This is a genomic window from Halopseudomonas maritima, assembly GCF_021545785.1.
GTDB classification, from domain to species: Bacteria; Pseudomonadota; Gammaproteobacteria; order Pseudomonadales; family Pseudomonadaceae; genus Halopseudomonas; species Halopseudomonas maritima.
In genome coordinates, this window is the sequence record NZ_CP079801.1 from 1,390,158 (window position 1) to 1,413,642 (window position 23,485).

Sequence of the window (23,485 nt, forward strand, 5' to 3'; positions counted from 1 at the left end):
GCAACGGGTAATTACCCTACAGCCTGCGCCCCTGCCCGGTCGTTGCCCATTCCCCCGTAGAGGTACACCGCAGGGGGTGCGACAGGCTGTCACCCACCGGTTACCGGTGGAAAGAACGCCACCTCGTCACCATCGCTGATCGCCGTTTGCAACGAACACAGCTCGCGGTTACGCGCGCACATCAGGTTGCGCGCCGCCAGCGCCGTCCACTCGCCACCGCGTTGCAACAGGTGGCGGCGCACGGCATCGAGATTGGTCATCTCAGGATTCCAGTCCAACTGTTCATGCTCGCGCCCAAAGCGCTCGCGCAGGCTGGCAAAGTAATGAACCTCAAGCATCGCTTTTTCTCCCGATAAATCACGTGATCCCAGGCTCTGTACAGAAAGTCACCGAGCACAGGCACTTTTCGTACAGAGCCTAGGGCCAGCAGGACGGCAGAGACTTGATCTGTGTCAGGGCCGTCCCGCGCTGCGCGACTAGACTGGTCGAAAGCTCGCGTACAGGCGCTCAAGCATGACCTATCTGCTGCTCAAGTTTGCCCACCTCAGCGCCGCTGCGTTTTTTATCGGCGGAGTTTTCTTCGAGGTTATGATCCTCAGCCGCGCGGCGCAGAGCCTTGATGATGCGCCACGCCAACAACTGTCCAAGGCACTGGGCCAGCGTGCCCGGCAAGTGATGCACTGGGTGGTACTGGTGCTGTACGGCGCCGGCCTGGCCCTGGCCTGGCGCTACCGCACTATTTTGGCCGACCCGCTGGCCAGCCACTTTGCCACCCTCCTGACACTGAAAATCGCCGTGGCGGTGATCATTCTGCTGCACTTTGTCGGCGTGGTAGTGCTGCTACGCACTGGCCGCATGCGACCACAGACCTCCAGGCGGATTCATCTGAGCGTGCTGTGTCACATGTTGCTGCTGTTGTTTCTGGCCAAGGCCATGGTGCTGCTGTAACGCCTTGATAGCGGTCAATTAGTAGCCGGCCTGATGAAAAGCAATCGCCATCATCGAGCTTGCTTATCAAGCGGCAGAGGCAGGCGTAGGGTCGGCAGTCAATCCACCTGAAGGAGCTGTCCATGGACTTTCAAGCCAGCAAACACAGCCAGACCCTGGGCCAACGGCTGCAGGACTTTATCGACGCCCACGTGCTGCCGCGGCACGCACAGTGGCTACAGGAAACCCGCCAGGCGCCACCACCGGTGTCTTTTATGGCCGACCTCAAGGCGCTGGCCCGCGAAGAGGGCCTGTGGAATCTGTTTCTGCCGGCCGAGTCCGGTCTCAGCAACCTGGACTACGCGCCGCTGGCCGAAATCATGGGCCGCCTGCCCTGGGCCTCCGAGGTGTTCAACTGCAACGCCCCGGATACCGGCAACATGGAGCTGCTGCATTTGTTCGGCAGCCCGGCACAACAGCAACAATGGCTGCACCCACTGCTGGCGGGCGAGATCCGCTCGGCCTTTGCCATGACCGAGCCGGATGTTGCCTCTTCCGACGCCCGCAACATCCAGACCCTGATTCGCCGCGAAGACGACCATTATGTGGTCAACGGTCGCAAATGGTTTATCACCAATGGCAACCACCCGGACTGCAAGCTGATGATTGTCATGGGCAAGACCGCTCCTGACGCCGACGCCCACCGCCAGCAAAGCATGCTGCTGGTGCCGATGGACAGCGAGGGGGTCAGCGTGGTGCGCAATATCAGCGTACTCAACCATCACTCCCCGGAAGGTCACGCCGAAATTGTCCTGCGCAACGTGCGCGTACCCTGCAGCAACCTGCTGGGAGAAGAAGGTGACGGTTTTGCCATGGCACAGGCGCGCCTTGGCCCGGGCCGCGTTCACCATTGCATGCGCGCCATCGGCATGGCCGAGCTAGCGCTGGAGTTGATGCGCGAACGCGCCCAGGAACGCCAGACCTTCGGCCGCTATCTGAGCCAGCACGCCAATGTTGGCGATGCTATCGCCGAGTCACGCATCGACATTGAGCAGGCTCGCCTGCTGGTACTGAAAACCGCCTGGCTACTCGACCATGTTGGCGCGCGCGGCGCACAACGGGAAATCGCCATGATCAAGGTGGTGGTGCCCCGCATGCTGTGCCGCGTAGCCGATCGCGCCATCCAGGTCTTCGGTGCCATGGGGCTCAGCCCGGATACCCCGCTGGCCGATCTCTACACCGCCGGCCGCACCCTGCGCCTGGCCGACGGCCCTGACGAGGTACACCTGCGCAGCGTGGCACGGGCGGAGCTGCGCACCGGCAGCGAACAACGGGGCAGCAGCGCGGCCTGGCTGACGCCGCCGGCTTGATCAAAATCAAATTTGATCTATTCCATAGACAATTATTATTGATTTGCCCTTAATCAAGGACAGCGGCAAACTGACGCAGCTCACCTCCCGAGCCCCCTGTAGTCAGAGCCGCGATGATCACCACCGACCACCTTCCTCTCTGCCCCGCCCGCACGCCTCACCGCGTGCGGCGTTGCGTGGTCGCGTCGGCAGCTCCGCGTAGCGCGCCATGATCCTGCTGCTGGTGCTGATCACGCTGCTGTGGGGCGGCATCTGCTGCTGCCTGTGGCGCTTTATAGAGGCGACGCCCAGCGACGCCGAGCGCAAGCCGCGCTAACCCTCTACGCACTACCCCGTTTTCACCTTCTACAAGCGATACCATGACCGACACTACCGACGTGACTGCCCAGCACGCCCCCCGCCGCCTGACCATTTTCCCGGGCCGGCAACTGCACACCCGTCCCCGCGAGTGGCTACGTGCCGCCTGCGGGGCCGCGCTCGGACTGTTCTTCAGCGTCTGGCTCTGCCAACTGGTCTTTGGTCCGGCAGTCGCTGTGTTGCTGATCGGCCCGCTGGGGGCCTCCGCTATTTTGCTCTTCGCCGTTCCGTCCGGGGCGCTGGCCCAACCCTGGTCAATCTTTGGCAGCTATTTGATCTCTGCCCTCGTGGCAACCCTGGTCGCCCAGCTGGGAGGGCATAGCATCGAGATGGCTGCCGTGGCTGTCGCGCTATCGTTACTGGTCATGTTCGCGCTGCGTTGCCTGCACCCACCGGGGGGCGCAGTGGCGCTGTGCGTGGTGCTGGCCGGCCCGGCCCTCCAGGCGCTGGGCGAGAAGGCCGTCCTGCCGGTCATGCTCAATGCCGTAACGCTCCTGGCAACCGCCCTGCTGTACAACAATCTGACCGGCGTGCGATATCCGAAGCGACCGCAACCGCAGGTCGACCTGCACCACACCAGCGACCGCACGCCAGAGATGCGCGTGGGGTTTACCGATGCTGATCTGGATGCCGCGCTGAATGACTTTGGCGGCTTTGTCGACCTGACCCGCGAAGACCTGACGCAACTGATCGACAAGGTTGAGGCTTCAGCCTTGCGCCGCAGCATGGGTGCCATCCACGTGCGCGACATCATGTCCCGCGACCTGCGCTGCGCTACACCCGAGACGCGGGTGCGCGAAGCGCTGGATCTGTTGCACACGCACCGTTTGCGCGTACTGCCAGTGCTGGATGCCGAGCAGGCGCTGGTGGGGATCGTCAGCCTGACCGACCTGGCCAACTTTGTCGGGCGCAGCGGCAGCTTCCGGCTGCTGCGCCGCGGCGGCGGCGAAAAATCGCCCCTGAGCGAGGTCATGACCTCGCCAGTGATTGCCGTAGTACCCGACCTGCACATCACCCAGCTGGTGCCGATGCTCTCCAGTCAGGGGCTGCATTGTTTGCCGGTTGTTGAGCAGGGCAGGCTGGTCGGCATGGTGACCCAAACCGACCTGATCGCCGCGCTGCAACGCAGCATGTTGATGACTATCCGGGCAGGCGCTGATTGAAGGCCTAATCCCAGCGCTGCGACCAGTCATGGCTGTCCGCCGCGGCCTGGCGCAGAAGCGTGGTCGCCCGCTGCAGCACCTCACTGTCGCGCGCACGAGAATAGACTAGCCAGGCCGGAAAGCTGAACTCGGGCGCGCTTGGCACCCGCTGCAGCTGGCCGCTGTCCAGATAGCTCTGCACCACCCGGGTACGAAAATAACCGCTGCCGCCACAGCTGAGCAGGTACTGCAGCGCCATAGGTCCAAGATTGAAGGTCAGCTCGGCCTTGGCCTTGTCCGGCAGGGCACGATCATGCTGCTGGCGAAAGGCTTCACCCCAGTCGATGTAGATATAGGGCTCAGGCTGGCTCGGCAGGCAGACCTGGATCAGCTTTTCTTCCAGTAGCTCTTCGACCTGCAGCCCGGGCCAATAGCTTGGCTGGAACACCAGCGCTGCATCCAGCGTACCCTGCTCCAGGCGCCGTTGGAGCGCTGCCCCTTCGCCAACCTCGGTGTGCACCGCCTGACGGCCCAGCTCGGTGCGCAGCAAGCGTACCCAGTGCAGCATCAATGGATTGTAGAGACCGGTTTCGCAGCCCAGATGCAGCACATTGTTGATACCGCTGGCCAACGGCAGGTCGCGCTGCGCCGCCTCCCAGGTCTGCACCAGCTGGTTGGCGTAGCTGACAAACAGCTCGCCATCGGCAGTCAGTCGTGCGCCGCCGCGGTTACGCACAAACAAGCGGCAGTTGAGCTGCGACTCCAGGCTCTGGATGCGCGCAGTCACGGCCGCCTGGGTCACATGCAGCTGCTCGGAGGCAGCGATCAGACTGCCGCTGCGGACAACTTCAAGAAAGGTTCTGGCGAGGCTGATATCCATCGGTCGGACTCATCGCAAGTGAGCCGGCATTGTGCGACATCCACTCGCTGCGGCCAAGACAAGCGCTGATCTCGATCAATACGCCAGGGCGGCCAAGCCACTAAGCTGCGACCTTTTTTCGCAGGTCCCGATCATGCTCAACGCTCCCGAACTGCTGGCCCCGGCCGGCACCCTCAAGGCCATGCGCTACGCCTTCGCCTATGGCGCCGACGCGGTGTACGCCGGCCAGCCACGCTACAGCCTGCGCGTGCGCGAGAACGACTTCCATAACCCCGAGGTCATGGCCCAAGGCATCAAGGAAGCGCACGCACTCGGCAAAAAGTTCTATCTGGCCAGCAATATCGCGGCGCACAACAGCAAGGTGGCGACCTACCTGCGCGACCTTGAACCCGTGGTCGCCATGGGGCCGGATGCGCTGATCATGTCGGACCCGGGCCTGATCATGCTGGTGCGCGAGCGCTGGCCGCAGCTGCCGGTGCACCTCTCGGTGCAGGCCAACGCGGTGAATTGGGCGACTGTGAAGTTCTGGCAGCAGCAGGGGCTGGAACGCATCATTCTGTCGCGCGAGCTGGCGCTGGAAGAGGTCGAAGAAATCCGTCAGCGCTGCCCGGATATCGGCCTCGAAGTATTTGTGCACGGCGCTCTGTGCATCGCCTACTCCGGCCGCTGCCTGCTGTCCGGCTACTTCAATCACCGCGACGCCAACCAGGGAGCCTGCACCAACGCCTGCCGCTGGCAGTACGACGTCCAGCCTGCGGTCGAAACCGCCGAGGGCAATATCGAGCCGCTGGCGCAGCCGGTGCAGATCATCACCCAGCACGACAAGCCCGACGAGCCGATGGCCATCGAGGAAGATGAGCACGGCACCTATATCATGAACTCCAAAGACCTGCGCGCGGTGCAGCACGTCGAACGCTTTGTGCAGATGGGGGTCGATTCCCTGAAGATCGAAGGCCGCACCAAGTCGCACTTCTACGTCGCCCGCACGGCGCAGGTCTACCGCCAGGCCATCGACGACGCGGTGGCCGGTCGCCCGTTCAACCTCGGGCTGATGGATGACCTGGAAAGCCTTGCCAACCGTGGCTACACCGAAGGTTTCTACCGTCGTCATCCACCAGGCGTGTACCAGAACTACGAGCAGGGCGCCTCGCGCATGAGCCGCCACCAGTTCGTTGGTGAGCTGACAGGGGAAGACAGCGGCTGGCTCGAGATCGACGTCAAAAACCGCTTTGCCATTGGCGACCAGCTGGAACTGATGACCCCGCAGGGCAACCACAGGTTTGTGCTCGAAGCCCTGCAAGACCGCAACGGCAACGCCATCGAGGTCGCGCCCGGCAACGGTCACAGCGTGCGCATTCCACGTCCGCCGCTGGCCGACCTGAGTTTCGCGTTGCTGATGCGCTGGCTACCGGCCTAACAGGCCGTTGAACAGCGCAAGCAAGACAACGTGTCACTGACCGCAAGTGCAGGTGCCAACCAAGCAATGATCCAGGACAATTAAAGCGGGCAAGATAGCGTCTAGACTGCGTTTTTCATCCTGTCAGGAGCGACTGCCATGCACTGCGATATTGCCATCATCGGCGCCGGCCCCAGCGGTCTGTGTCTAGCCCGGGCATTGGCCGACAGCGGCCTTGCGGTGACGCTGATCGAGCGTCAGACCGAAGAGGCTATAGCCAACCCCGCCTTCGACGGCCGCGAAATCGCCCTGACCCATACCTCGCGCGCTCTGCTGCAGCAACTGGACATCTGGGACCGACTGCCCAGCGACGACGTTGCGCTGCTGCGCGATGCACAGGTGTTCAACGGGCCGTCCGCCGTTGCCCTGCACATTCAGGCGCGCCACGCCGGCAGCGATCATTTGGGGCATCTGGTTGCCAACCGAGCGATCCGCCAGGCTGCGTGGGACAGCCTGCAGGCCAAGGGCACCACGACACTGCGCGCGGGCACCCGTCTGCGTCACCTGCGCCAGCACAGTGGCGGCGTTGAGCTGACCCTGGATGACAGCAGCACGCTGGAGTGCAGCCTGCTGGTGGCCGCAGACAGCCGCTTTTCCGAAACCCGGCGCCTGCTCGGCATCGGCGCGCAGATGAAGGACTTTGGCAAGAGCATGCTGGTGTGCCGCATGCAGCACGACGCCGATCACCAGCAGGTGGCCTGGGAATGGTTTGGCTACGGCCAGACCCTGGCCCTGCTGCCGCTCAATGGCCGGCAATCCTCGGTGGTGGTAACCCTGCCGCCACGGGATATCGAACGCCTGCAGCAGATGAGCCCTGACGAGTTTGCCATCGAGATGAAACAGCGTTTTGACGGGCGCCTGGGCGGCATGGAGTTGGTCAGCGAGCGGCATGTCTATCCGCTGGTGGGCGCCTACGCCAGCCACCTCACGGCGCATCGCAGCGCCCTGATCGGCGACGCCGCCGTGGGCATGCACCCGGTCACCGCCCACGGCTTCAACTTTGGCCTGGGCAGCGTGCAGCGCTTGAGCAGCCTGCTGCTTGACGCCCAGCGGCGCAACCGCGATATCGGCTCCATCGCCCTGCTCAGCCGCTATGAGCGCCAGCAGCGCCTGGCGACCTGGCCGCTCTACCAGGCCACCAACCTGCTGGTTGACTGTTACACCAATGACCGCCTGCCCATGCGCCTGCTGCGCGGGGCGGCGTTGCGCGCAGCCCAGCAGTTGCGCCCACTCAAGCGCGGCATTGCGCGACACCTGACCGCCGGCGCCTGAGCCGGCGGCATCCGTCACTCAGCTGCATGCCATCCGCCAGAGCAGCACCGCTGCAGGCGACAGCAGCCCCTTCAGCATTCACTGGCCCGCCGACGAAACAGCGGTCGCGGCTCAATCGCCGAGCGGCCGTAGAGCACGCTCATGCCCCCCAGCCCCTTGATGGCATCCTCGGCAGATTTATCCTCACGGATGGCAAAGGCATCAAAGCCGCACTGACGCATGTGGCTGAGCTGATCGCGGAGCACATCGCCGACCGCACGCAGCTCGCCAGTCCAGCCGATGCGCGTGCGTAAAAGGTACGCCTGACTGTAGCCCCGGCCATCACGAAAACTGGGGAACAGCACGGCAATCAGCGGCAACACCGCGAGGTAGGGCTGCAGCTGTTCGGCCTCATCATCGGGTTGCAGGCAGACCGCATCGGCACTGGGCGCTTGCCCGCTTAATACCGCCTCGGGCTGGCGCTGCAGCCACGCCTCCAGACTGAGGATGCGCGGGCCAGCGGCGGCCGGCTCCTCGGTCAGCGCCAGCGTCCAGGGATCGGTGCCCACCCGTTCCGGGCCATGCTCGGTCAGCCGGATCAGGTTGTTCATGCGCGGGTCTCCTGCGGCGGATACACCCGCGCTTTGAACGGGGCGAGGCCGATACGCTCGACGGTGTCGACAAAGCGCTCCTCCCCCTGTCGCTGCGCGCGGTAGACCTCGGCCAGCTGGGCGATCACCTCCGGTACGTCTTCGGCGCTGAAGGCCGGGCCAATCACCTTACCCAGCGCGCTGTGCTTGCCCTGCGCCCCGCCGATGGTGAGCTGGTACCACTCGCTGCCGTTTTTATCGACGCCAAGGATGCCGATATTGCCAATGTGATGGTGGCCGCAGGCGTTCATGCAGCCGGAGATGTTCAGGCTGATCTCGCCCAGATCCTGCAGCAGCTCGGGGTCGGCAAAGCGCTGCTGAATGGCCTGCGCCACTGGTATCGACTTGGCATTGGCCAGCGCGCAATAGTCGCCGCCGGGGCAGGCGATCACGTCGGTCAGCAAACCGATATTGGGTGTCGCCAGACCAAAGGCGCAGGCCTGCTGCCAGAGCGCGTACAGGTCAGTCTTGGCGACATCAGGCAGGACCAGATTCTGCTCGTGGGCGATCCGAATCTCGCCGAAGCCGAACCGCTCGGCCATCTGCGCAATCTGCTCCATCTGCGCGGCGGTCACATCGCCTGGTGGCATGGCAGCGCCGGGCTTGGTCGACAGCGTGACCGACACGTAGCCCGGCTGCTTGTGTGCGTGGGTGTTGCGCTGCACCCAGCGGGCAAACCCGGCGTCGCGCGCCAGCGCACTGCCGAATGCCAGATCGACCGCCGGTTGCGGCGGATACGCCGGCGGCTGAAAGCTGGCAGCGACGCGCTCGTACTCGGCGCGGGTCAGCTCGGCGGGGCCGTCCTTGATGTGCTCCCATTCGGCCTCAACCTCACGGGCAAAGGCCTCGATACCCAGCGCCTTGACCAGAATCTTGATGCGCGCCTTGTACTTGTTGTCCCGCCGCCCGTGGCGGTTATAAACCCGCAACACCGCCTCCACGTAGGACAGCAAATGCTGCCAGGGCAGCGCCTTACGGATCGGCTGCGACAGAATTGGCGTGCGGCCCAGGCCGCCACCCACCATCACGTCGAACAGCATCTCACCTGCGCCATCGCGGTACAGGTATAGCCCGATGTCGTGCATCATCACCGCCGCGCGGTCTTCACTGGCCGAGCACAGGGCGATCTTGAACTTGCGCGGCAGGTAGAGAAACTCGGGATTGACCGTCGACCACTGGCGCAGAATCTCGGCCAACGGCCGCGGATCGAGCAGCTCATCGGCCGCCACGCCGGCAAAAGCGTCGGTGCTGATATTGCGCACACAGTTGCCGGAGGTCTGAATCGCATGCATGTCGACTGCCGCCAGCCGGGCCAGAATGTCGCCCACCTGCTCCAGCTCGATCCAGTTGAACTGAATGTTCTGACGCGTGGTGAAGTGGCCGTAGCCGCGGTCAAAATCCCGCGCGACACTGGCCAGCGCGCGCAGCTGATCTGCCGACAAGGTGCCGTAGGGAATCGCCACCCGCAGCATGTAGGCATGGCGCTGCAGGTAGAGGCCGTTCTGTAGACGCAGCGGCAGAAACTCTTCCTCGCTCAGTTCACCGCTCAGACGCCGACTGATCTGATCACGAAACTGGGCGACCCGCTCGGCGACCAGCGCCCGGTCGTACTCATCGTAGTGGTACATGCTCACCTCCAAGGCACAGCAGCCGCACACAGCGGATCTACCGCACCGACTCAACAAGGCGGCCACTATGCGCACGCCACCTGAGCCGTACCAGCCTCAGATTCGGCAAAAAAAACCGTATCAGAAGGCCATTTCAGGCTGCGCGCAATCCGTATTCAGGCCAGTCAGGCCAGTGCTCTGAGCGACCTTTTAGCGCCATCTGATATGGTTTTTTGCGTCCGATCTGAATCTGTTACCAGACCAGCCAGCCCCGCATCATCGCCACAGCCTGAAAATCCAAGAGCCGTGATGCCATGACCAGCCATATTCCCCTGAAAGACCTGACACCCGCCCAGCAGGGCGGCCCGATTCACACCCGCAGCTTCAAGGGGCTGTACCGCAACCTGCGACTGCTCGGCGCGGGCGCGCTGATGCTGCTGTTCTTCGGTACCGCCTGGATCGACTGGAACGGGCAGCAGGCCGTGCTGTGGGATCTGGACAGCAAGCAGTTCCATATTTTTGGTGCGACCTTCTGGCCGCAGGATTTCACCCTGCTGTCGGCGATCTTGATGATTGCCGCCTTCGGCCTTTTCTTCATCACCGTGGTCGCCGGCCGGGTGTGGTGCGGTTACAGCTGCCCGCAGAGCGTCTGGACCTGGATCTTCATGTGGGTCGAGAAGGTCACCGAGGGTGAACGTCACCAGCGCATTCGCCTCGACGCCGCGCCCTGGTCGCTCAAGAAAATGCTGCGCCGGGGCGCCAAGCACGGCCTGTGGCTCGCCATCAGCCTGGCGACAGCGATTGGTTTCATCGGCTATTTCACGCCGGTACGCGAGCTGGTCAGCGACCTGCTGAGTTGGCAGGTTGGCACGACTACCGCGTTCTGGCTGCTGTGCTTTACCGCCGCCACCTACTTCAACGCCGGCTGGCTCCGCGAGCAGGTGTGCCTGCACATGTGCCCGTACTCGCGCTTTCAGAGCGCGATGTTTGATGCCGACACCCAACTGGTAACCTACGACGCAGCGCGCGGCGAAGCCCGCGGCCCGCGCAAGAAAACCAGCGATCCGGCCGCCAGCGGCCTGGGCGACTGCATCGACTGCACCCTTTGTGTGCAGGTCTGCCCGACCGGCATCGACATCCGCAATGGCCTGCAAATCGACTGCATCAGCTGCGGCGCCTGCATCGACGCCTGCAACGGCATCATGGATCAGATGGGTTACCAGCGCGGGCTGATTCGCTACACCTCCGAACGCGCGCTGGCGGGTGGCAAGACCCACTGGCTGCGGCCGCGTCTGGTCGGCTACGCCATCGCCCTGTTGCTGATGATAGGCGGCCTGGTCTGGGGCCTGCAGACCCGCCCGCTGATTGATCTGGACATCAGCCGTGACCGCAGCGTGTTCCGCGCCAACAGCAATGGCGACATCGAAAACATCTACACCCTCAAGGTGCTGAACAAGACCCAGCAGCCACGCGAGTACAGCTTCAGCCTGGCGGACGCCGAGCGTTTCAACGCTCAGGGTCTGGGCAACCTGCGCGTCGCCGCAGGTGAAACCAGTACAGTTGCCGTGCGGGTCAGCCGCCGCGATGGGGCAAGCGCCGCTGGCAGCGAGCCATTGGAGTTTGTCGTACAGGATGTGAACCATCCGATCAGCCGAATCAGCGACGAGAGCACTTTCGTCGCCCCTGTGGTGCATTGATATCGCATGCGCGCGCGTGATGGCCTACAGTGGCGCACACCACCATCAGCGTCGCGGGACCGGATGAAACGCTACGAAAAGCTGGCCGACGACATTGCCGAACTGATCCGCACCGGGGTGATTGCCCCGGGCGAGAAGATCCCCTCGGTGCGGCACGCCAGCCGCACCTACGGGGTCAGTCCGTCGACCGTCTTCCAGGCCTACTATCTGCTGGAAGATCGCGGCCTGATTCAAGCCAGGCCACGTTCGGGCTACTTCGTCCACGCGCTGGCGCGGCGTCAGCTGAGCGAGCCAAATATCAGCCCCTACGCCTCCAGCAGCGTCGATGTGGACGTCAGCGAGCTGGTGTTCTCGGTGCTTGGCTCGCTCAAGGACCCGGAGATGGTCGCCTTCGGCTCGGCCTTCCCGAGCCCTGACCTGTTTCCGCTGGCGCGGCTGTCACGCTCGCTGGCCAGCAGCGTCCGCGACATGAAGCCCCACTCGGTGATTGCCGACATGACCGCCGGCAACCCCGACCTGCGCCGCCAGATCGCCCTGCGCTATATGGTCAGCGGCATGCTGCTGCCGATGGACGAGCTGGTGATTACCAACGGCGCGATGGAAGCGCTCAACCTCTGCCTGCAGTCGGTCACCCAACCCGGCGATCTGGTCGCCATCGAAAGCCCCGCGTTCTACGCCACCTTGCAGGTGCTGGAGCGCCTGCAACTCAAGGCGGTCGAGATTCCGGTGCACCCGCGCGAGGGGATAGACCTCGACAGTCTGGCCGACAGCCTGCAGCGCTTTCCGATCAAGGCCTGCTGGTTTATGAGCAACCTGCAAAATCCGCTGGGCGCCAGCATGAGTGACGCCAAGAAGAAGCAATTGTATGCCCTGCTCAAGCAGCATCAGGTGCCGATGATCGAGGATGACGTCTACGCCGAGCTGTACTTCAGCGCCAAACCACCCAAACCGGTCAAGAGCTTCGATACCGACGGGCTGGTGATGCACTGCGGTTCGTTCTCCAAGTGTCTGGCGCTGGGTTACCGGGTCGGTTGGGTAGCCGCCGGGCGCCTTGCCGAGCAGGTCAGCCGCCTCAAACTGATGACCACCATCTCGCCATCGGTACCGGCTCAGGCCGCGCTGGCCGACTACCTGCAGCACGGCGGCTACGACCGCCACCTGCGCAAGTTGCGCCATGCGCTGGAGAGTCAACAGCGCGCCATGCTGGCCTCGGCCGCGCGGCACTTCCCGCGTGAGACGCGAGTCAGTCGGCCCAATGGCGGCTACTTCCTGTGGTTTGAATTTCCCGAGCGGGTCGACTCCCTGCTGCTGTTCCAGCTGGCGCTCGCGCAGGGCATCAGCCTGGCGCCGGGGCCGATCTTCTCGGCCAACCGCCAGTACCGCAACTGCGCGCGGCTGAACTACGGCACGCCCTGGGATGAACATTGCGAACAGGCCATGGCAACGCTGGGGCGGCTGCTCGCCGCGTTCTGAGCGGAGCGCTATCTGATCTGTTTTTTGCAGCCATCTCTGAGTCTGTTTTGTATTACCCCCAAACCCTAGAGTGCAGGCGTTATGGCGACGTGCGTCGCCTCACTGCCATGAAGGGGTTGAAGATGCAGAACGCTGCTGCGCAAATGTACAACTACAAGGTGGTGCGCCAGTTCACCATCATGACCGTGGTCTGGGGCGTGATCGGCATGTCCGTCGGCCTGCTGGTCGCCTCGCAACTGGTCTGGCCAGCGCTCAACCTGGACCTGCCCTGGACCAGCTTCGGCCGCCTGCGACCGCTGCACACCAGCCTGGTGATATTCGGCTTTGCCGGCAGTGCGCAGTTTGCTGCCAGCTACTACGTGGTGCAGCGCACCTGCCAGACGCCGTTGATCGCGCCGCGCCTGACCGCGTTCACCTTCTGGGGCTGGCAAGCGGTCATCGTGACCATGCTGGTAACCCTGCCCCAGGGGCTGACCACCACCAAGGAATACGCCGAGATCGAGTTTACCGGTGCGGTTTTCATGGCGATTGTCTGGGTGGCCTACGCCATCGTGTTCTTCGGCACAGTGATGCGCCGCAAAAGCCGCCACATCTACGTCGGCAACTGGTTCTTTGGCGCCTTCATTCTGGTCATTGCGCTGCTGCACATCGTCAACCACGCGGCCATTCCCATCAGCTGGTTCAAGTCCTACCCGATCTACGCTGGCGCCGCCGATGCCATGGTGCAATGGTGGTATGGGCACAACGCAGTCGGCTTTTTTCTGACTACCGGCTTTCTCGGCATGATGTATTACTTCGTGCCCAAGCAGGTCAATCGCCCGGTCTACTCCTACCGGCTGTCGATCGTGCACTTCTGGGCGCTGATCAGCCTGTATATCTGGGCCGGCCCGCACCACCTGCACTACACCGCGCTGCCGGACTGGGCGCAGTCACTCGGCATGGTGATGTCGCTGATCCTGCTGGCCCCGAGCTGGGGCGGCATGATCAACGGCATGATGACCCTGTCGGGCTCATGGCATCAGCTGCGCAGCGATCCAATTCTGCGCTTTCTGGTGGTAGCGCTGGCCTTCTACGGCATGTCGACCTTTGAAGGTCCGATGATGGCGATCAAAACCGTCAACGCCCTGTCGCACTATACTGACTGGACCATCGGCCACGTCCACGCGGGCGCACTGGGCTGGGTAGCGCTGATCACCTTTGGCTCGCTGTACCATCTGATCCCGAAAGTCTTCGCCACGGAAAAGATGTACAGCACCAGCCTGATCAACCTGCACTTCTGGCTGGCGACCATCGGCACCGTGCTCTACATCGTGTCGATGTGGGTCAACGGCATTACCCAGGGTCTGATGTGGCGGGCCGTGAACGTGGACGGCACACCGACTTACAGCTTTGTCGAGGCGCTGGAGGCCAGCCATCCGGGCTATGTGGTCCGCGTGATCGGCGGCGCCTTCTTCCTGACCGGCATGCTGTGCATGGCCTGGAACACCTGGCGTACGGTGCGGCAGGCAAAGGCGGAACAGACTGCAGCCATCCACCAGGCTGTCGCCAGTTGATACAACGGAGGGATTAACGATGCTGATTGCAGAACTCTCGGGCTTGCTGGCCCTGCTGGGCTTGCACATCGCCGTACAAATCTGCCTGGCCAACCACCCCGGCGATGAGCTGGAACAGGCCGCCCAGCTGCCGTTTGCCGAGGAGCCTGACCGCTTCGACGCCTGACATCCGGCGTGCGGCAAACAGCCACATGGCGCCGACAGCTGCGCGGGGTGCTAAAATTCCGCGCATGATTCTGCCCCACCGCCACTTACACAGCCTGGCCTTGGTGCTCTACCTGTGCACCTTGCTGGGTCTGCTTACCTGCGGTTTGCATCAGGGGCAGATGAGCGGTCAGTATCTCAGCGGCACCGGCATACCCGCCTGCTACCTGAGCAGCTTCCAGAGCAATATCGATCTGGATGACGGCAGTCAGCAGCAGATGAGCAACCTGCAGCCCAGTTGCCCGCTGTGCTCCTCTCTCGGCCACGCCGCACCGCTGACGTCACAGGGCTGGATACTGGACTACCTGCCCTTTTCTACCGTCAGCGCTCACCCCAGCGGCCAATGGGCCCGTCCGCCGCCGCGCATGGTCTGGCCCGCTATCAACCCCCGCGCTTCACCCTCCCCGCTCGACGCTGCGCCACGCGCCGTCTGAGTCCCTGCGGCCACGGCCGAGCGTTGCGTCACCCCCACCTCACCTTTCCCTGATTCAGGCCTGGCGCGCCTGCGCCGCTACGGCCACTGTGTGGATGACAACAATGCAACACGCCAAGCGTTTTACCCGGACCAACGCCAGCCTGCGCTGGCAAGCCGCCTTCGCCCTGCTGCTGACCAGCCTGGGCGCCAATGCCCAGACAGCCTCTGAAGCCCACGACCATCACCAGCCTGCCAGTCAGCCGACGCTGCAGCTGGCACCAGTGGTCGTCACTGCGGTGCAGCAAAGCTCACCATTGACCATCATTGCCGACCCGAAGGACCCGCGCCAACCGATACCGGCCAGCGACGCCACCGATTATCTGAAGACCATTCCCGGCTTCTCAGCCATCCGCAGCGGCGGCAGTAACGGCGACCCGGTACTGCGTGGCATGTTCGGCTCACGCATCAACCTGCTGGCCAATGGCGGGCAGATGATCGGCGCCTGCCCCAACCGCATGGACGCGCCCAGCTCCTACATCTCGCCAGAAACCTACGACCGCCTGACCGTCATCAAAGGCCCGCAAAGCGTGCGCTGGGGGCCGGGCGCGTCCGCCGGCACCGTGCTGTTCGAGCGTCAGCCGGAGCAGTTTGATGAGCCCGGCAGCCGCGTGCATGCCAGCGTGCTGGGCGGCAGCAACGGCCGCTTCGACAAGACCCTGGACGCCGCCATCGGCAACCAGAGCGGCTACCTGCGCTTTACCGGCAACGACGCCAAGTCCGACGACTATGACGACGGCAACGGCGATACCGTGCCCTCGCGTTGGAGCAAATGGAACGGCGACATTGCCCTGGGCTGGACACCGGATGCCGACACCCTGCTGGAGTTCAGCGCCGGCAAGGGCGACGGCGAGGCGCGCTACGCCGGCCGTGGCATGGACGGCAGCCAGTTTGCCCGCGAGAGCCTTGGCTTGCGCTTCGAGAAGCTCAACCTCGGCCAGATCAGCAAGCTGGAGGCACAGGTCTACTACAACTACGCCGACCACATCATGGACAACTTCCGCCTGCGCAGCCCCGACCCGACCGGCATGATGCCCATGCCGATGGCCTCGCAGGTGGATCGCCGCACGCTCGGCGGACGGCTGGCGCTGAGCTTCGACTGGGATGCGGTCGAACTGGTATCCGGTATTGACGCCCAGCGCAGCGAGCACCGCGCCCGCAGATCCAGTTACAGCATGATGACCGGCTACACCGACGCGGATAAGTTCGCCTGGACCAAGGATGCGGTCATGCACAACTACGGCGTGTTTTCCGAGCTGACCTGGCACCAAAGCGACCTGACCCGCTGGATCGGCGGAGCCCGTCTTGATCGCGCCAGCGCCAAGGACTACCGCCAGAGCATTCGCAGCATGATGGGAATGAACACGCCCAACCCGACCGCCGGCCAGAGCCGCAGCGACACCCTGCCCAGCGGCTTTATCCGCTATGAGCAGGAGCTGAGCAATACCCCCGCCACCCTCTACGCCGGCCTCGGCCACGCCGAACGCTTCCCCGATTACTGGGAGCTGTTCTCCGCCAGCCTGGCGCCGACCGGCGAGCTGAACGCCTTTGACGGCATGGAGCCGGAAAAGACCACCCAGCTGGATGTGGGCATCCAGTATCAAGACGCACGCCTGCAGGCCTGGGCCTCGGCCTACGCCGGCCAGGTGGATGACTTCATTCTGTTCCGCTACTCGACCATGATGGGCATGCGCCGCAGCCAGGCCTACAACGTCGACGCCCGCATCGCCGGTGGCGAGCTGGGTGTGGCGTTTGACCTGACCAGCAACTGGAAGACCGATGCGACCCTCGCCTACGCCTGGGGCGAGAACCGCAGCGACGGCGAGCCGCTGCCACAGATGCCGCCGCTGGAAGCCCGCCTGGGCCTCAGCTACGCCCACAACAACTGGAGCGCCGGCGCCCTGTGGCGCGTCGTCGCCGAGCAGAACCGGGTGGATGAAGGGGCCGGCAACGTGGTCGGCCAGGACATCGACAAAAGCACCGGTTTTGGGGTGTTCTCACTCAACGGCGCCTACCGCCTGAGTGAACAGGTGAAACTCAGCGTCGGCGTCGATAACCTGTTCGACAAGGCCTACGCCGAACACCTCAACCTGGCGGGTAACTCGGCGTTCGGCTACCCCGCCAATGCCATCGCTATCAACGAGCCGGGGCGCTCGCTGTGGGCCAAGGTAGACTTTGACTTCTAGGGTCTGACAAGAGGCTCACGCCAGCGGCTTAGTGCGCCCTACGGTAGGCTGTAGGGCGGACAGAGCACAGCGTTGTCCGCCGCCGGCCGGCTCACACCCGCCGCCAGACACTCGCCAGCCAGGGCTGCTGGTCACGCGGCAGGCCGGTTGGGCGGTAGTAGTGCTCCAGCTCGACAAAGCCCGCCGCCTGCAGCAGCGCACGCCAGGTTTCCAGTCGGTAGTAGGCGCCGTAACGTTCGCCGCTCCAGCCTTCCTGATCCTCCCCGCGCGGGTTGGAGCTGAACAGCACACCGCCGGGTTTCAGCGTCTGATGCAATTGCGCCAGCGCCCTTGGCAACAGCTGGCTGGGGATATGGAACAGGCAGGCGTTGGCAAAGATGCCGTCAAAGCGCGCCGCCGGCAGGTCCAGCGCCAGAAAATCCTGGTGCCACACCTCGCAGCCGCTAGCCTCACGCGCCATCTGCACAAAGGCTTCGGTACCATCCAGCCCCACAGCGTTATGCCCGAGTGCGCGAAAGCTGCGCAGGTCGCGCCCCGGCCCGCAGCCCAGATCGAGAATCTGCCAGGGCGCCGGCGCCTGAATATGCCGCAGCAGAGCGTCGATATTCTGGCTGACATCGTGATCCTGTGTGCCCTCGCGAAAGCCCTCGGCGTTGGCCTGATAGTGCCCCAGCGTGCGCCGCGCCAGCTGCGCCGCCTCGTCGCCCACAGCGCCCGTTTGACCGTGAGCCCCACCCAGCAGCTGCAGGGTGCGCGCATCCGGCTCGCCGTCGCAGAACACCTCAAGTACCTCGGTAAACAGCGGGTTGTCAGGCGCAGCCTGAGCAAACAGCGTCATGCTGGAGCGCAGCTTGAGGTCATCCGGCGAGCCGAGAATCTGCCGGGCAGAACGCTGCCGCCAGGCCAGCAGCGCCCGGGCGCAGGCCTCAAGCCTTGCGCCCAGCAGCGGGTGCGCCAGATAGGCGCAGGCCTCAGCCAGATCAGCAATGGCGTAGAACTGCGCGGTACGGCTGCGCCCCAGCCCGGCCAACTGCGGAAACACAAACCACATCCAGTGCGACGTCTTGCGCCCCGAGCGCAGCTCAGCCAGCGCTGCGGCGTAGCTCTCGGCCTGGGCATCGAGGAAGCGTTGCAGGTTGTGCGGGTCGCTCATGCGGTTCTCTCACGGTTGGGTAGCGGGCGTTTGGCTACGTTGTACGCGCCGCCCTGCGGCGCGACAAGGACACAGAGCGAGTGCGGCGGCCTCCGCCAGGCACAGACCACCAGCCCCCAGGCATCAGTTGAAGTCGTAGGGCGCAATACCGTCACAGGTTAGGGCGCGTCTGCACCGCACCCGGCATCCAACTCGCAGCGGCCCGCCAGCGCGGCATCCTCCGGTTGCAACGTGCTGTGGGTAATACCAAACCGCTCGCGCAGTACTTGCTGAATCTGCGGCAGAACCTGGGACCACTGCGCCAGCGAGTCGATATCGACATGGGCCGCCAACGCATGATTGCTGGAAGACAGACTCCAGATGTGCAGATCATGAACCGCCTGTACGCCATCGACCTCGGTCAGCGCGCTGCGCACCTGCGCCGGCTCGATGCCAGGCGGCACGCCCTCCATCAGCACCTGGGTAACGGCCCTCAGCAGCCGCACGGCGGATACCAGAATCAGCGCACACACCAGCAGCGACAGCAGCGGGTCCATGATGGCCGGGCCACCCAGGTAGATGATCAGGCCTGCCGCGATGGCGGCTACCGACCCCAGCAGGTCGCCCATCACGTGCAGCAAGGCTCCGCGCACGTTCATGTTCTGCTCGCCGCGCATCAGCAACCAGGCCACGAAGACATTGACCAGCAAGCCCAGCCCGCCGACCAGCAGCACTGCCCCGCCATCAACCTCGGGAGCATCAAACAGGCGCTCTACCGCCTCCCAGGCGATAAAGGCAACCACTACAAACATGAAGATGACATTGAACAGCGCGCCCAGCACCTCGGCCCGCTGCAACCCGAAGGAGTGTTGCCGAGAGGCGGGCCTGCTGGCCAGCCAGGCGGCAAAGGCACCAACCGCCAGCGACAGTGAATCCGTCAGCATGTGCCCGGCATCGGAGAGCAACGCCAGGGAGTTGGCCAGCACGCCGGCAACCACCTCGACCATGGCAAAGGCACCGGTAAGGATCAGGGCAAATAACAGCACCTTGCCGCTACCATGGCTGTGACTGTGGCTGTGCTCAGAGTGGTCGTGCTGATGTGCAGACATGGCAGGTGCTCCGCTCGCTCAATCGGGTATGAAGATGACTGGTCTACGCCAGTAAACCCCATTGAAAACCCTAAAGTGGCTACAAGGTCAAGCGCCCGACTACCGGACCCGCGGCACTGGCTTGTTTATCCTTCGCTCAGGGACGGCGGAAGGACAACAGGAAATCGAGCTGCTCATTGGGCTCGGCGGTTTGCTTCACCAGCTCGCCGTGCTCAAACCGCAGACGATAACCGCTGACGCCGTTAGCGCTGTCGATGATGGCCCTGAGCATGTCGTCGATATACTCCGGGCTCTCATCGCCGGTCAGCGGCGGTAGGCGGTCAACGTGCAGCTCACCGCTGTGACCGAGCGGCAGATTGATATCCGCGTAATGCCAATAATCATCGGACAGGCGCGTGGGTACGATGCCGTTGATCGGCGGCGGGATGCAGTCTTCAGCGGCGCGTTTTCGGCGCGGCTGATTGGCCGGCCAGAGGCTATTGATGCTCGTCCGGATGTCATCAGGCTCGCTCCCGAACGGGTCGAGCGTATTGGCATTATCAATAAAACGCGGCGTTGCGGTGTCGTCAGCGCCAGCCGGTGCATGATTGGTGTAGACGCTGTGCAGTATCAACTGCCCGTCGACCACCGCGTAGGTAACCACATAGCCAGAGGGCGTCCAGGTGTCCGCGTGGTAGGGGCAAATGCCGTGCTCACTGGGCGAAAAGGCGCCGCCGGAGATCACCTGGTAGGCGATGCCGTCGAGTAGCAGTGTGCTGGTCTGGTAGGCGCTCATGACGTGATTCAATGCTCCGTTAGCGTGGCGGCCGTTTGGTGGACGTCCACCCGGGCGCAGGTTGCACGATTTTATTAGCGTGGCTTATGCTTCGTGCAAGTGGATTGGGGGTGCCCGGTCGGCGCTATAGCCTCGGTGAGTTGCACCGGGGCTTTTCGCTTTCTATGGGTGGAAAATCATCAATCCCGTTCCTTCGTAACCTGCTCCCGCGCATTCACGTTCACTGTCGCGGCGACACTTTCTGCTCAAGACCGCAAATGCGTTAGGCGTCGCGGGCTTGAGAGCACCTAACCCGGAAGGCGGCGGATCAGGCTTTTGCCTTGCGTCCGCGCTTGGCCTTAGGCGCGGCGGCGCGCTGGGCCTTGATGCGCTCCAGCAGCACGCTGGCGGGCTCGTCATTCGGGTCCTGCGGCACCAGTTCACCGCGAAACGCCTTGGCCAGAATGCTTTGAGTCAGCTTGTCGACCCGCTCCTGCGCCGCAGCAACGCGAGCCTCCAACTGATCGGCAAAGGCGAATAGCTGCTCGACGCGGCGGACGATTTCGGTTTGTTCTTCCAGCTGAGGGAAGCTGACGGGGAAGGCCTTTAAATCCTTACCTGATATTCCTTTTTGACCCGAGGTTGATTTAACAAGCTCCATTACTCTTTGACGAATGGAGTCCTGAGCAAAAAACAGCTCTATATAGCTAGGCAAAACCATGCTGGTGTTGCAGCGAACTCTGATCAACTTGTCCGGGTAAACAATCTCTGGGTTCGGCTGCTTCTTTATCATGCCGCATACACCGACCAGCTCTAAGCTGCCGTTGTAACGAGTGAAAAGGAGGTCATCTTCTCGCAGCCGATAACGAGCGGCCTCGGCCCCGCTGCACACTAGGAAGCGATGGTCTGAGTAATCGACTGACATAGGGCGAACAGCGCTAATACGCAAAATTGGCAACCCAGTCTGGTCTTCATTTGGCTTCGCAGACAGGCCATTACGCATCTCGTGTATGAGCGTTTCAAAAGGAGCTTCGACAAACTCCTGTGCGCCATTGGCTAACTTTCGCCACTCCTCCGTCAACCGCCCCGAAACCGCCGCAGCAAGAACGGATTGGCGGAAACGTTTGAGCAGGGCGGGGATGCCGTCGATGCGGGCTTTCAGGGTATCGGCCTGAGCCAGCAGTTCGTCGAGTTTGGCGGCGATGCGGGTTTGTTCCTTCTCAGGTGCCATACGGAATGGCAGTGTCTTGGCTGTAGTCCCTGAAAGTTCTTTAAACGTTGTTCCTGTACCAAGGCTGTCGGCTAGTTGGCGAATACTTTTTAAATAGTAGAAGGCGTAGCTGGGGTCGATTTCTTCGGGGAAAACAAAGCTCTTGAAACCCTGGTTGGTAGAAATTTCATTAGCGGCCAATGCGACATAGCCAATAGGGGCGCGACTGCTGAAGAGCAGGCTGCCTTTTGGCATCAATTTGGCTGAGCAGGATTCGTAACCTTTCTGTGAAAGATCTCGTGAACCGTGGGAGATTTCCTTGGCGTTGTAACCGCTCAGATCTGCAGGTGTGAGCCAAGCAATCCCAGCGCCAGGAGCTTCAAAGTTGCTGGAATCATTTGCTTTTGGGGTGCCTCCAGCGACTACATCAGCGATTTCACCGATTTCTACATCGGTCCACCCGCTCGGTAACTCACTCATCCCCGGCCTCCTGATCCACCGAAAGCCCCATCACCTCGGCCATCAACTGCTTTTGAGCCGCGGCGTCATCGCCAGCGCCCAATGTCTGCATTAGCTGATCCAGCTCGCGCAACGCCTCGGTCAGCTCGCTCATGGCTTCCCCGGCAAGCACCTCGGGCGTCGGTAGTTCGCTGGCGTCGAGGCTGTCGGCATCCTTGAGCCAACTGATATCCAGCGAGTCACCGCGCTCGGCAATCTGCTGGCGGGTAAAGCAGCGAAAGCGGCTGAGTTCGCCGATGCCGTCAACGTTTTCGGCGCGCGGGCTGTTGCCGTTCGGGTCGCTGCCGTAGGCCTGTTCAAAGGCTTTGAGGTGGGCGTCGCCGAAGGGGGTGCGTTTACCGAAGCTGGGCATATTGCTGCGCAGATCAAAGACCCAGGTGCGCTGGGTGCAGTGTTCCGCTTGCTGCGGGTCGGTGGCGCTGCCTTTCTGGAAAAACAGCACGTTGGTCTTCACGCCCTGGGCGTAAAAGATGCCGGTGGGCAGGCGCAGGATGGTGTGCAGGTTGCACTTGTGCATCAGGTCGCGGCGCACCTCGGTGCCAACGCCGGCTTCAAACAGCACGTTGTCTGGCAGCACCACGGCGGCGCGGCCGCCGGGCCTGAGGTTGCGGTAAATGTGCTGCAAAAAGGCCAGTTGCTTGTTGCTGGTCTTGAAGGTCAGGTCGTCGCGGGTATTGGAGGCTTCGCCGCCCTTGCTGGTGCCGAAGGGCGGGTTGGCCAGGATGATGTCGGCGCGGGGCAGGCTTTTGCCGGCTTCGCCCAGGGCGTTGCCCAGATGCACCACGCCTTCGTCATCACCTTCCATGCCATGCAGCAGGCAGTTCATCAGCGATAGCCGACGGGTGTTGGGCACCAGTTCAATGCCGACAAAGGCCTTGTTCTTCTGAAAGGCGGCGTCTTTGGCGCTGAGGTCCAGATAGTTGTCGGTCTGCTCGCGCATGTACTGGTCTGCCGCCACCAGAAAGCCGGCGGTGCCGGCGGCCGGATCCTGGATCACTTCACCGGGTTGCGGCTTGATGCAGCGCACCATGCTGTTGATCAGCGCGCGCGGGGTGAAGTACTGGCCGGCGCCGGACTTGGTTTCGCTGGCGTTCTTTTCCAGCAGGCCTTCGTAGAGGTCACCCAGGCCGTCTTTCTGGGCACTGAACCAGTCGATCTGGTCGAGGGTGCGGATCATCTGTTCCAGGTGGCGTGGTTCGCGCAGACGGGTCTGGGCGTCGGCGTAAATGGCGCTGATCAGCGGGTCTTGGTGCACCAGATTGCCGTCGGCGTCTTTGCCGGTGGAGAGGCTGAGCAGAATACGCTTGTAGTCGTTCAGCAGGTTGATGCCGGATTTGCCGTTCAGATCGGTCCAGCGGCAACCGGCGGGCAGCGGGTGCTTCTCCAGCAGCCCGGCTTCGGTGTTTTCGTGCACCATCTTGATAAACAGCAGCAGCACCAGTTCGGTGACGTAGTCGCTGTAGTTGATGCCGTCGTCGCGCAGTACGTCGCAGAGGTTCCAGAGTTTCTGCACGATGTCGTTGTTGGTCATGGTGG

At 63.1% G+C, this 23,485-nt stretch carries 20 protein-coding genes and 1 pseudogene; 11 read left to right on the forward strand and 10 right to left on the reverse strand.

Annotated features, from left to right (window positions below; translation table 11 throughout):
• Positions 1-89 precede the first annotated feature (89 nt).
• On the reverse strand, positions 90-338 hold the full coding sequence (gene moaD, locus HV822_RS06300; RefSeq protein ID WP_096005553.1) for a molybdopterin converting factor subunit 1: 249 nt from the start codon (positions 336-338) through the stop codon (positions 90-92).
• A gap of 175 nt (positions 339-513) precedes the next feature.
• Here moaD and HV822_RS06305 point away from each other — a divergent pair, with 175 nt between their 5' ends.
• From HV822_RS06305 to HV822_RS06315, 3 genes are all read left to right on the forward strand, one after another.
• A complete protein-coding gene (locus tag HV822_RS06305) occupies positions 514-948 on the forward strand; it encodes a hypothetical protein (RefSeq protein ID WP_238872894.1) in 435 nt (144 codons plus the stop codon).
• A 122-nt stretch (positions 949-1,070) separates the two neighbouring features.
• Entirely contained in the window at positions 1,071-2,297 is a 1,227-nt protein-coding gene (locus HV822_RS06310; RefSeq protein WP_238872895.1) for an acyl-CoA dehydrogenase family protein, read from the forward strand.
• 359 nt (positions 2,298-2,656) lie between these two features.
• Positions 2,657-3,817 carry an HPP family protein gene (locus HV822_RS06315; RefSeq protein WP_238872896.1) on the forward strand — a complete coding sequence of 387 codons (1,161 nt, stop codon included), beginning with the start codon at positions 2,657-2,659 and terminating at the stop codon, positions 3,815-3,817.
• 4 nt (positions 3,818-3,821) lie between these two features.
• Here HV822_RS06315 and HV822_RS06320 read toward each other — a convergent pair whose 3' ends face one another.
• Complete coding sequence (locus HV822_RS06320; RefSeq protein ID WP_238872897.1) at positions 3,822-4,676, reverse strand: LysR family transcriptional regulator; 855 nt, start codon at positions 4,674-4,676, stop codon at positions 3,822-3,824.
• Positions 4,677-4,809: 133 nt separating this feature from the next.
• On the opposite strand from HV822_RS06320, the gene trhP reads away from it, so the two are divergent.
• On the forward strand, positions 4,810-6,093 hold the full coding sequence (gene trhP, locus HV822_RS06325) for a prephenate-dependent tRNA uridine(34) hydroxylase TrhP (protein ID WP_238872898.1): 1,284 nt from the start codon (positions 4,810-4,812) through the stop codon (positions 6,091-6,093).
• A 138-nt stretch (positions 6,094-6,231) separates the two neighbouring features.
• Positions 6,232-7,404, forward strand: a complete 1,173-nt coding sequence (ubiM, locus tag HV822_RS06330) for a 5-demethoxyubiquinol-8 5-hydroxylase UbiM (RefSeq protein ID WP_238872899.1) — start codon at positions 6,232-6,234, stop codon at positions 7,402-7,404.
• A 71-nt stretch (positions 7,405-7,475) separates the two neighbouring features.
• Here the strand turns inward: ubiM and HV822_RS06335 are convergent, their stop codons facing one another.
• Positions 7,476-7,994, reverse strand: coding sequence for a DUF934 domain-containing protein (locus tag HV822_RS06335; RefSeq protein WP_238872900.1), 519 nt, complete (start codon positions 7,992-7,994; stop codon positions 7,476-7,478).
• The gene (locus HV822_RS06340) at positions 7,991-9,661 is read right to left on the reverse strand and encodes a nitrite/sulfite reductase (RefSeq protein ID WP_238872901.1); all 1,671 of its coding nucleotides are present in this window, start codon (positions 9,659-9,661) and stop codon (positions 7,991-7,993) included. Before HV822_RS06340 ends, HV822_RS06335 begins: the two co-directional genes overlap by 4 nt.
• Before the next feature lie 293 nt (positions 9,662-9,954).
• Here HV822_RS06340 and ccoG point away from each other — a divergent pair, with 293 nt between their 5' ends.
• The 6 genes from ccoG to HV822_RS06370 all read left to right on the forward strand — a co-directional run bounded on the left by ccoG (position 9,955) and on the right by HV822_RS06370 (position 17,225).
• Positions 9,955-11,337, forward strand: coding sequence for a cytochrome c oxidase accessory protein CcoG (gene ccoG, locus HV822_RS06345; protein ID WP_238872902.1), 1,383 nt, complete (start codon positions 9,955-9,957; stop codon positions 11,335-11,337).
• Positions 11,338-11,400: 63 nt separating this feature from the next.
• Positions 11,401-12,810 carry a GntR family transcriptional regulator MpaR gene (gene mapR / locus HV822_RS06350; protein WP_238872903.1) on the forward strand — a complete coding sequence of 470 codons (1,410 nt, stop codon included), beginning with the start codon at positions 11,401-11,403 and terminating at the stop codon, positions 12,808-12,810.
• 122 nt (positions 12,811-12,932) lie between these two features.
• Complete coding sequence (gene ccoN / locus HV822_RS06355) at positions 12,933-14,363, forward strand: cytochrome-c oxidase, cbb3-type subunit I (RefSeq protein WP_238872904.1); 1,431 nt, start codon at positions 12,933-12,935, stop codon at positions 14,361-14,363.
• Positions 14,364-14,382: 19 nt separating this feature from the next.
• On the forward strand, positions 14,383-14,529 hold the full coding sequence (locus HV822_RS06360; RefSeq protein WP_238872905.1) for a hypothetical protein: 147 nt from the start codon (positions 14,383-14,385) through the stop codon (positions 14,527-14,529).
• Positions 14,530-14,593: 64 nt separating this feature from the next.
• On the forward strand, positions 14,594-15,001 hold the full coding sequence (locus tag HV822_RS06365) for a DUF2946 family protein (RefSeq protein WP_238872906.1): 408 nt from the start codon (positions 14,594-14,596) through the stop codon (positions 14,999-15,001).
• 94 nt (positions 15,002-15,095) lie between these two features.
• Positions 15,096-17,225: a TonB-dependent copper receptor gene (locus HV822_RS06370; RefSeq protein WP_396265070.1), complete on the forward strand. Its 2,130-nt coding sequence runs from the start codon at positions 15,096-15,098 to the stop codon at positions 17,223-17,225.
• Between the two features lie 91 nt (positions 17,226-17,316).
• Here HV822_RS06370 and HV822_RS06375 read toward each other — a convergent pair whose 3' ends face one another.
• The 6 genes and pseudogenes from HV822_RS06375 to HV822_RS06400 form a co-directional block, all read right to left on the reverse strand.
• Positions 17,317-17,934, reverse strand: coding sequence for a class I SAM-dependent methyltransferase (locus HV822_RS06375; RefSeq protein ID WP_238873556.1), 618 nt, complete (start codon positions 17,932-17,934; stop codon positions 17,317-17,319).
• A gap of 87 nt (positions 17,935-18,021) precedes the next feature.
• Positions 18,022-18,378: pseudogene (locus HV822_RS06380) on the reverse strand (DUF1810 domain-containing protein); the annotation flags it as partial.
• A 158-nt stretch (positions 18,379-18,536) separates the two neighbouring features.
• Positions 18,537-19,466: a cation diffusion facilitator family transporter gene (locus HV822_RS06385; RefSeq protein WP_238872908.1), complete on the reverse strand. Its 930-nt coding sequence runs from the start codon at positions 19,464-19,466 to the stop codon at positions 18,537-18,539.
• A gap of 136 nt (positions 19,467-19,602) precedes the next feature.
• Positions 19,603-20,241, reverse strand: coding sequence for a hypothetical protein (locus HV822_RS06390; protein WP_238872909.1), 639 nt, complete (start codon positions 20,239-20,241; stop codon positions 19,603-19,605).
• A gap of 307 nt (positions 20,242-20,548) precedes the next feature.
• Entirely contained in the window at positions 20,549-21,910 is a 1,362-nt protein-coding gene (locus HV822_RS06395) for a restriction endonuclease subunit S (protein WP_238872910.1), read from the reverse strand.
• Positions 21,903-23,480 (reverse strand): class I SAM-dependent DNA methyltransferase, encoded by a 1,578-nt coding sequence (locus HV822_RS06400; RefSeq protein ID WP_238872911.1) that lies wholly within the window; start codon positions 23,478-23,480, stop codon positions 21,903-21,905. Before HV822_RS06400 ends, HV822_RS06395 begins: the two co-directional genes overlap by 8 nt.
• Positions 23,481-23,485: the final 5 nt, after the last annotated feature.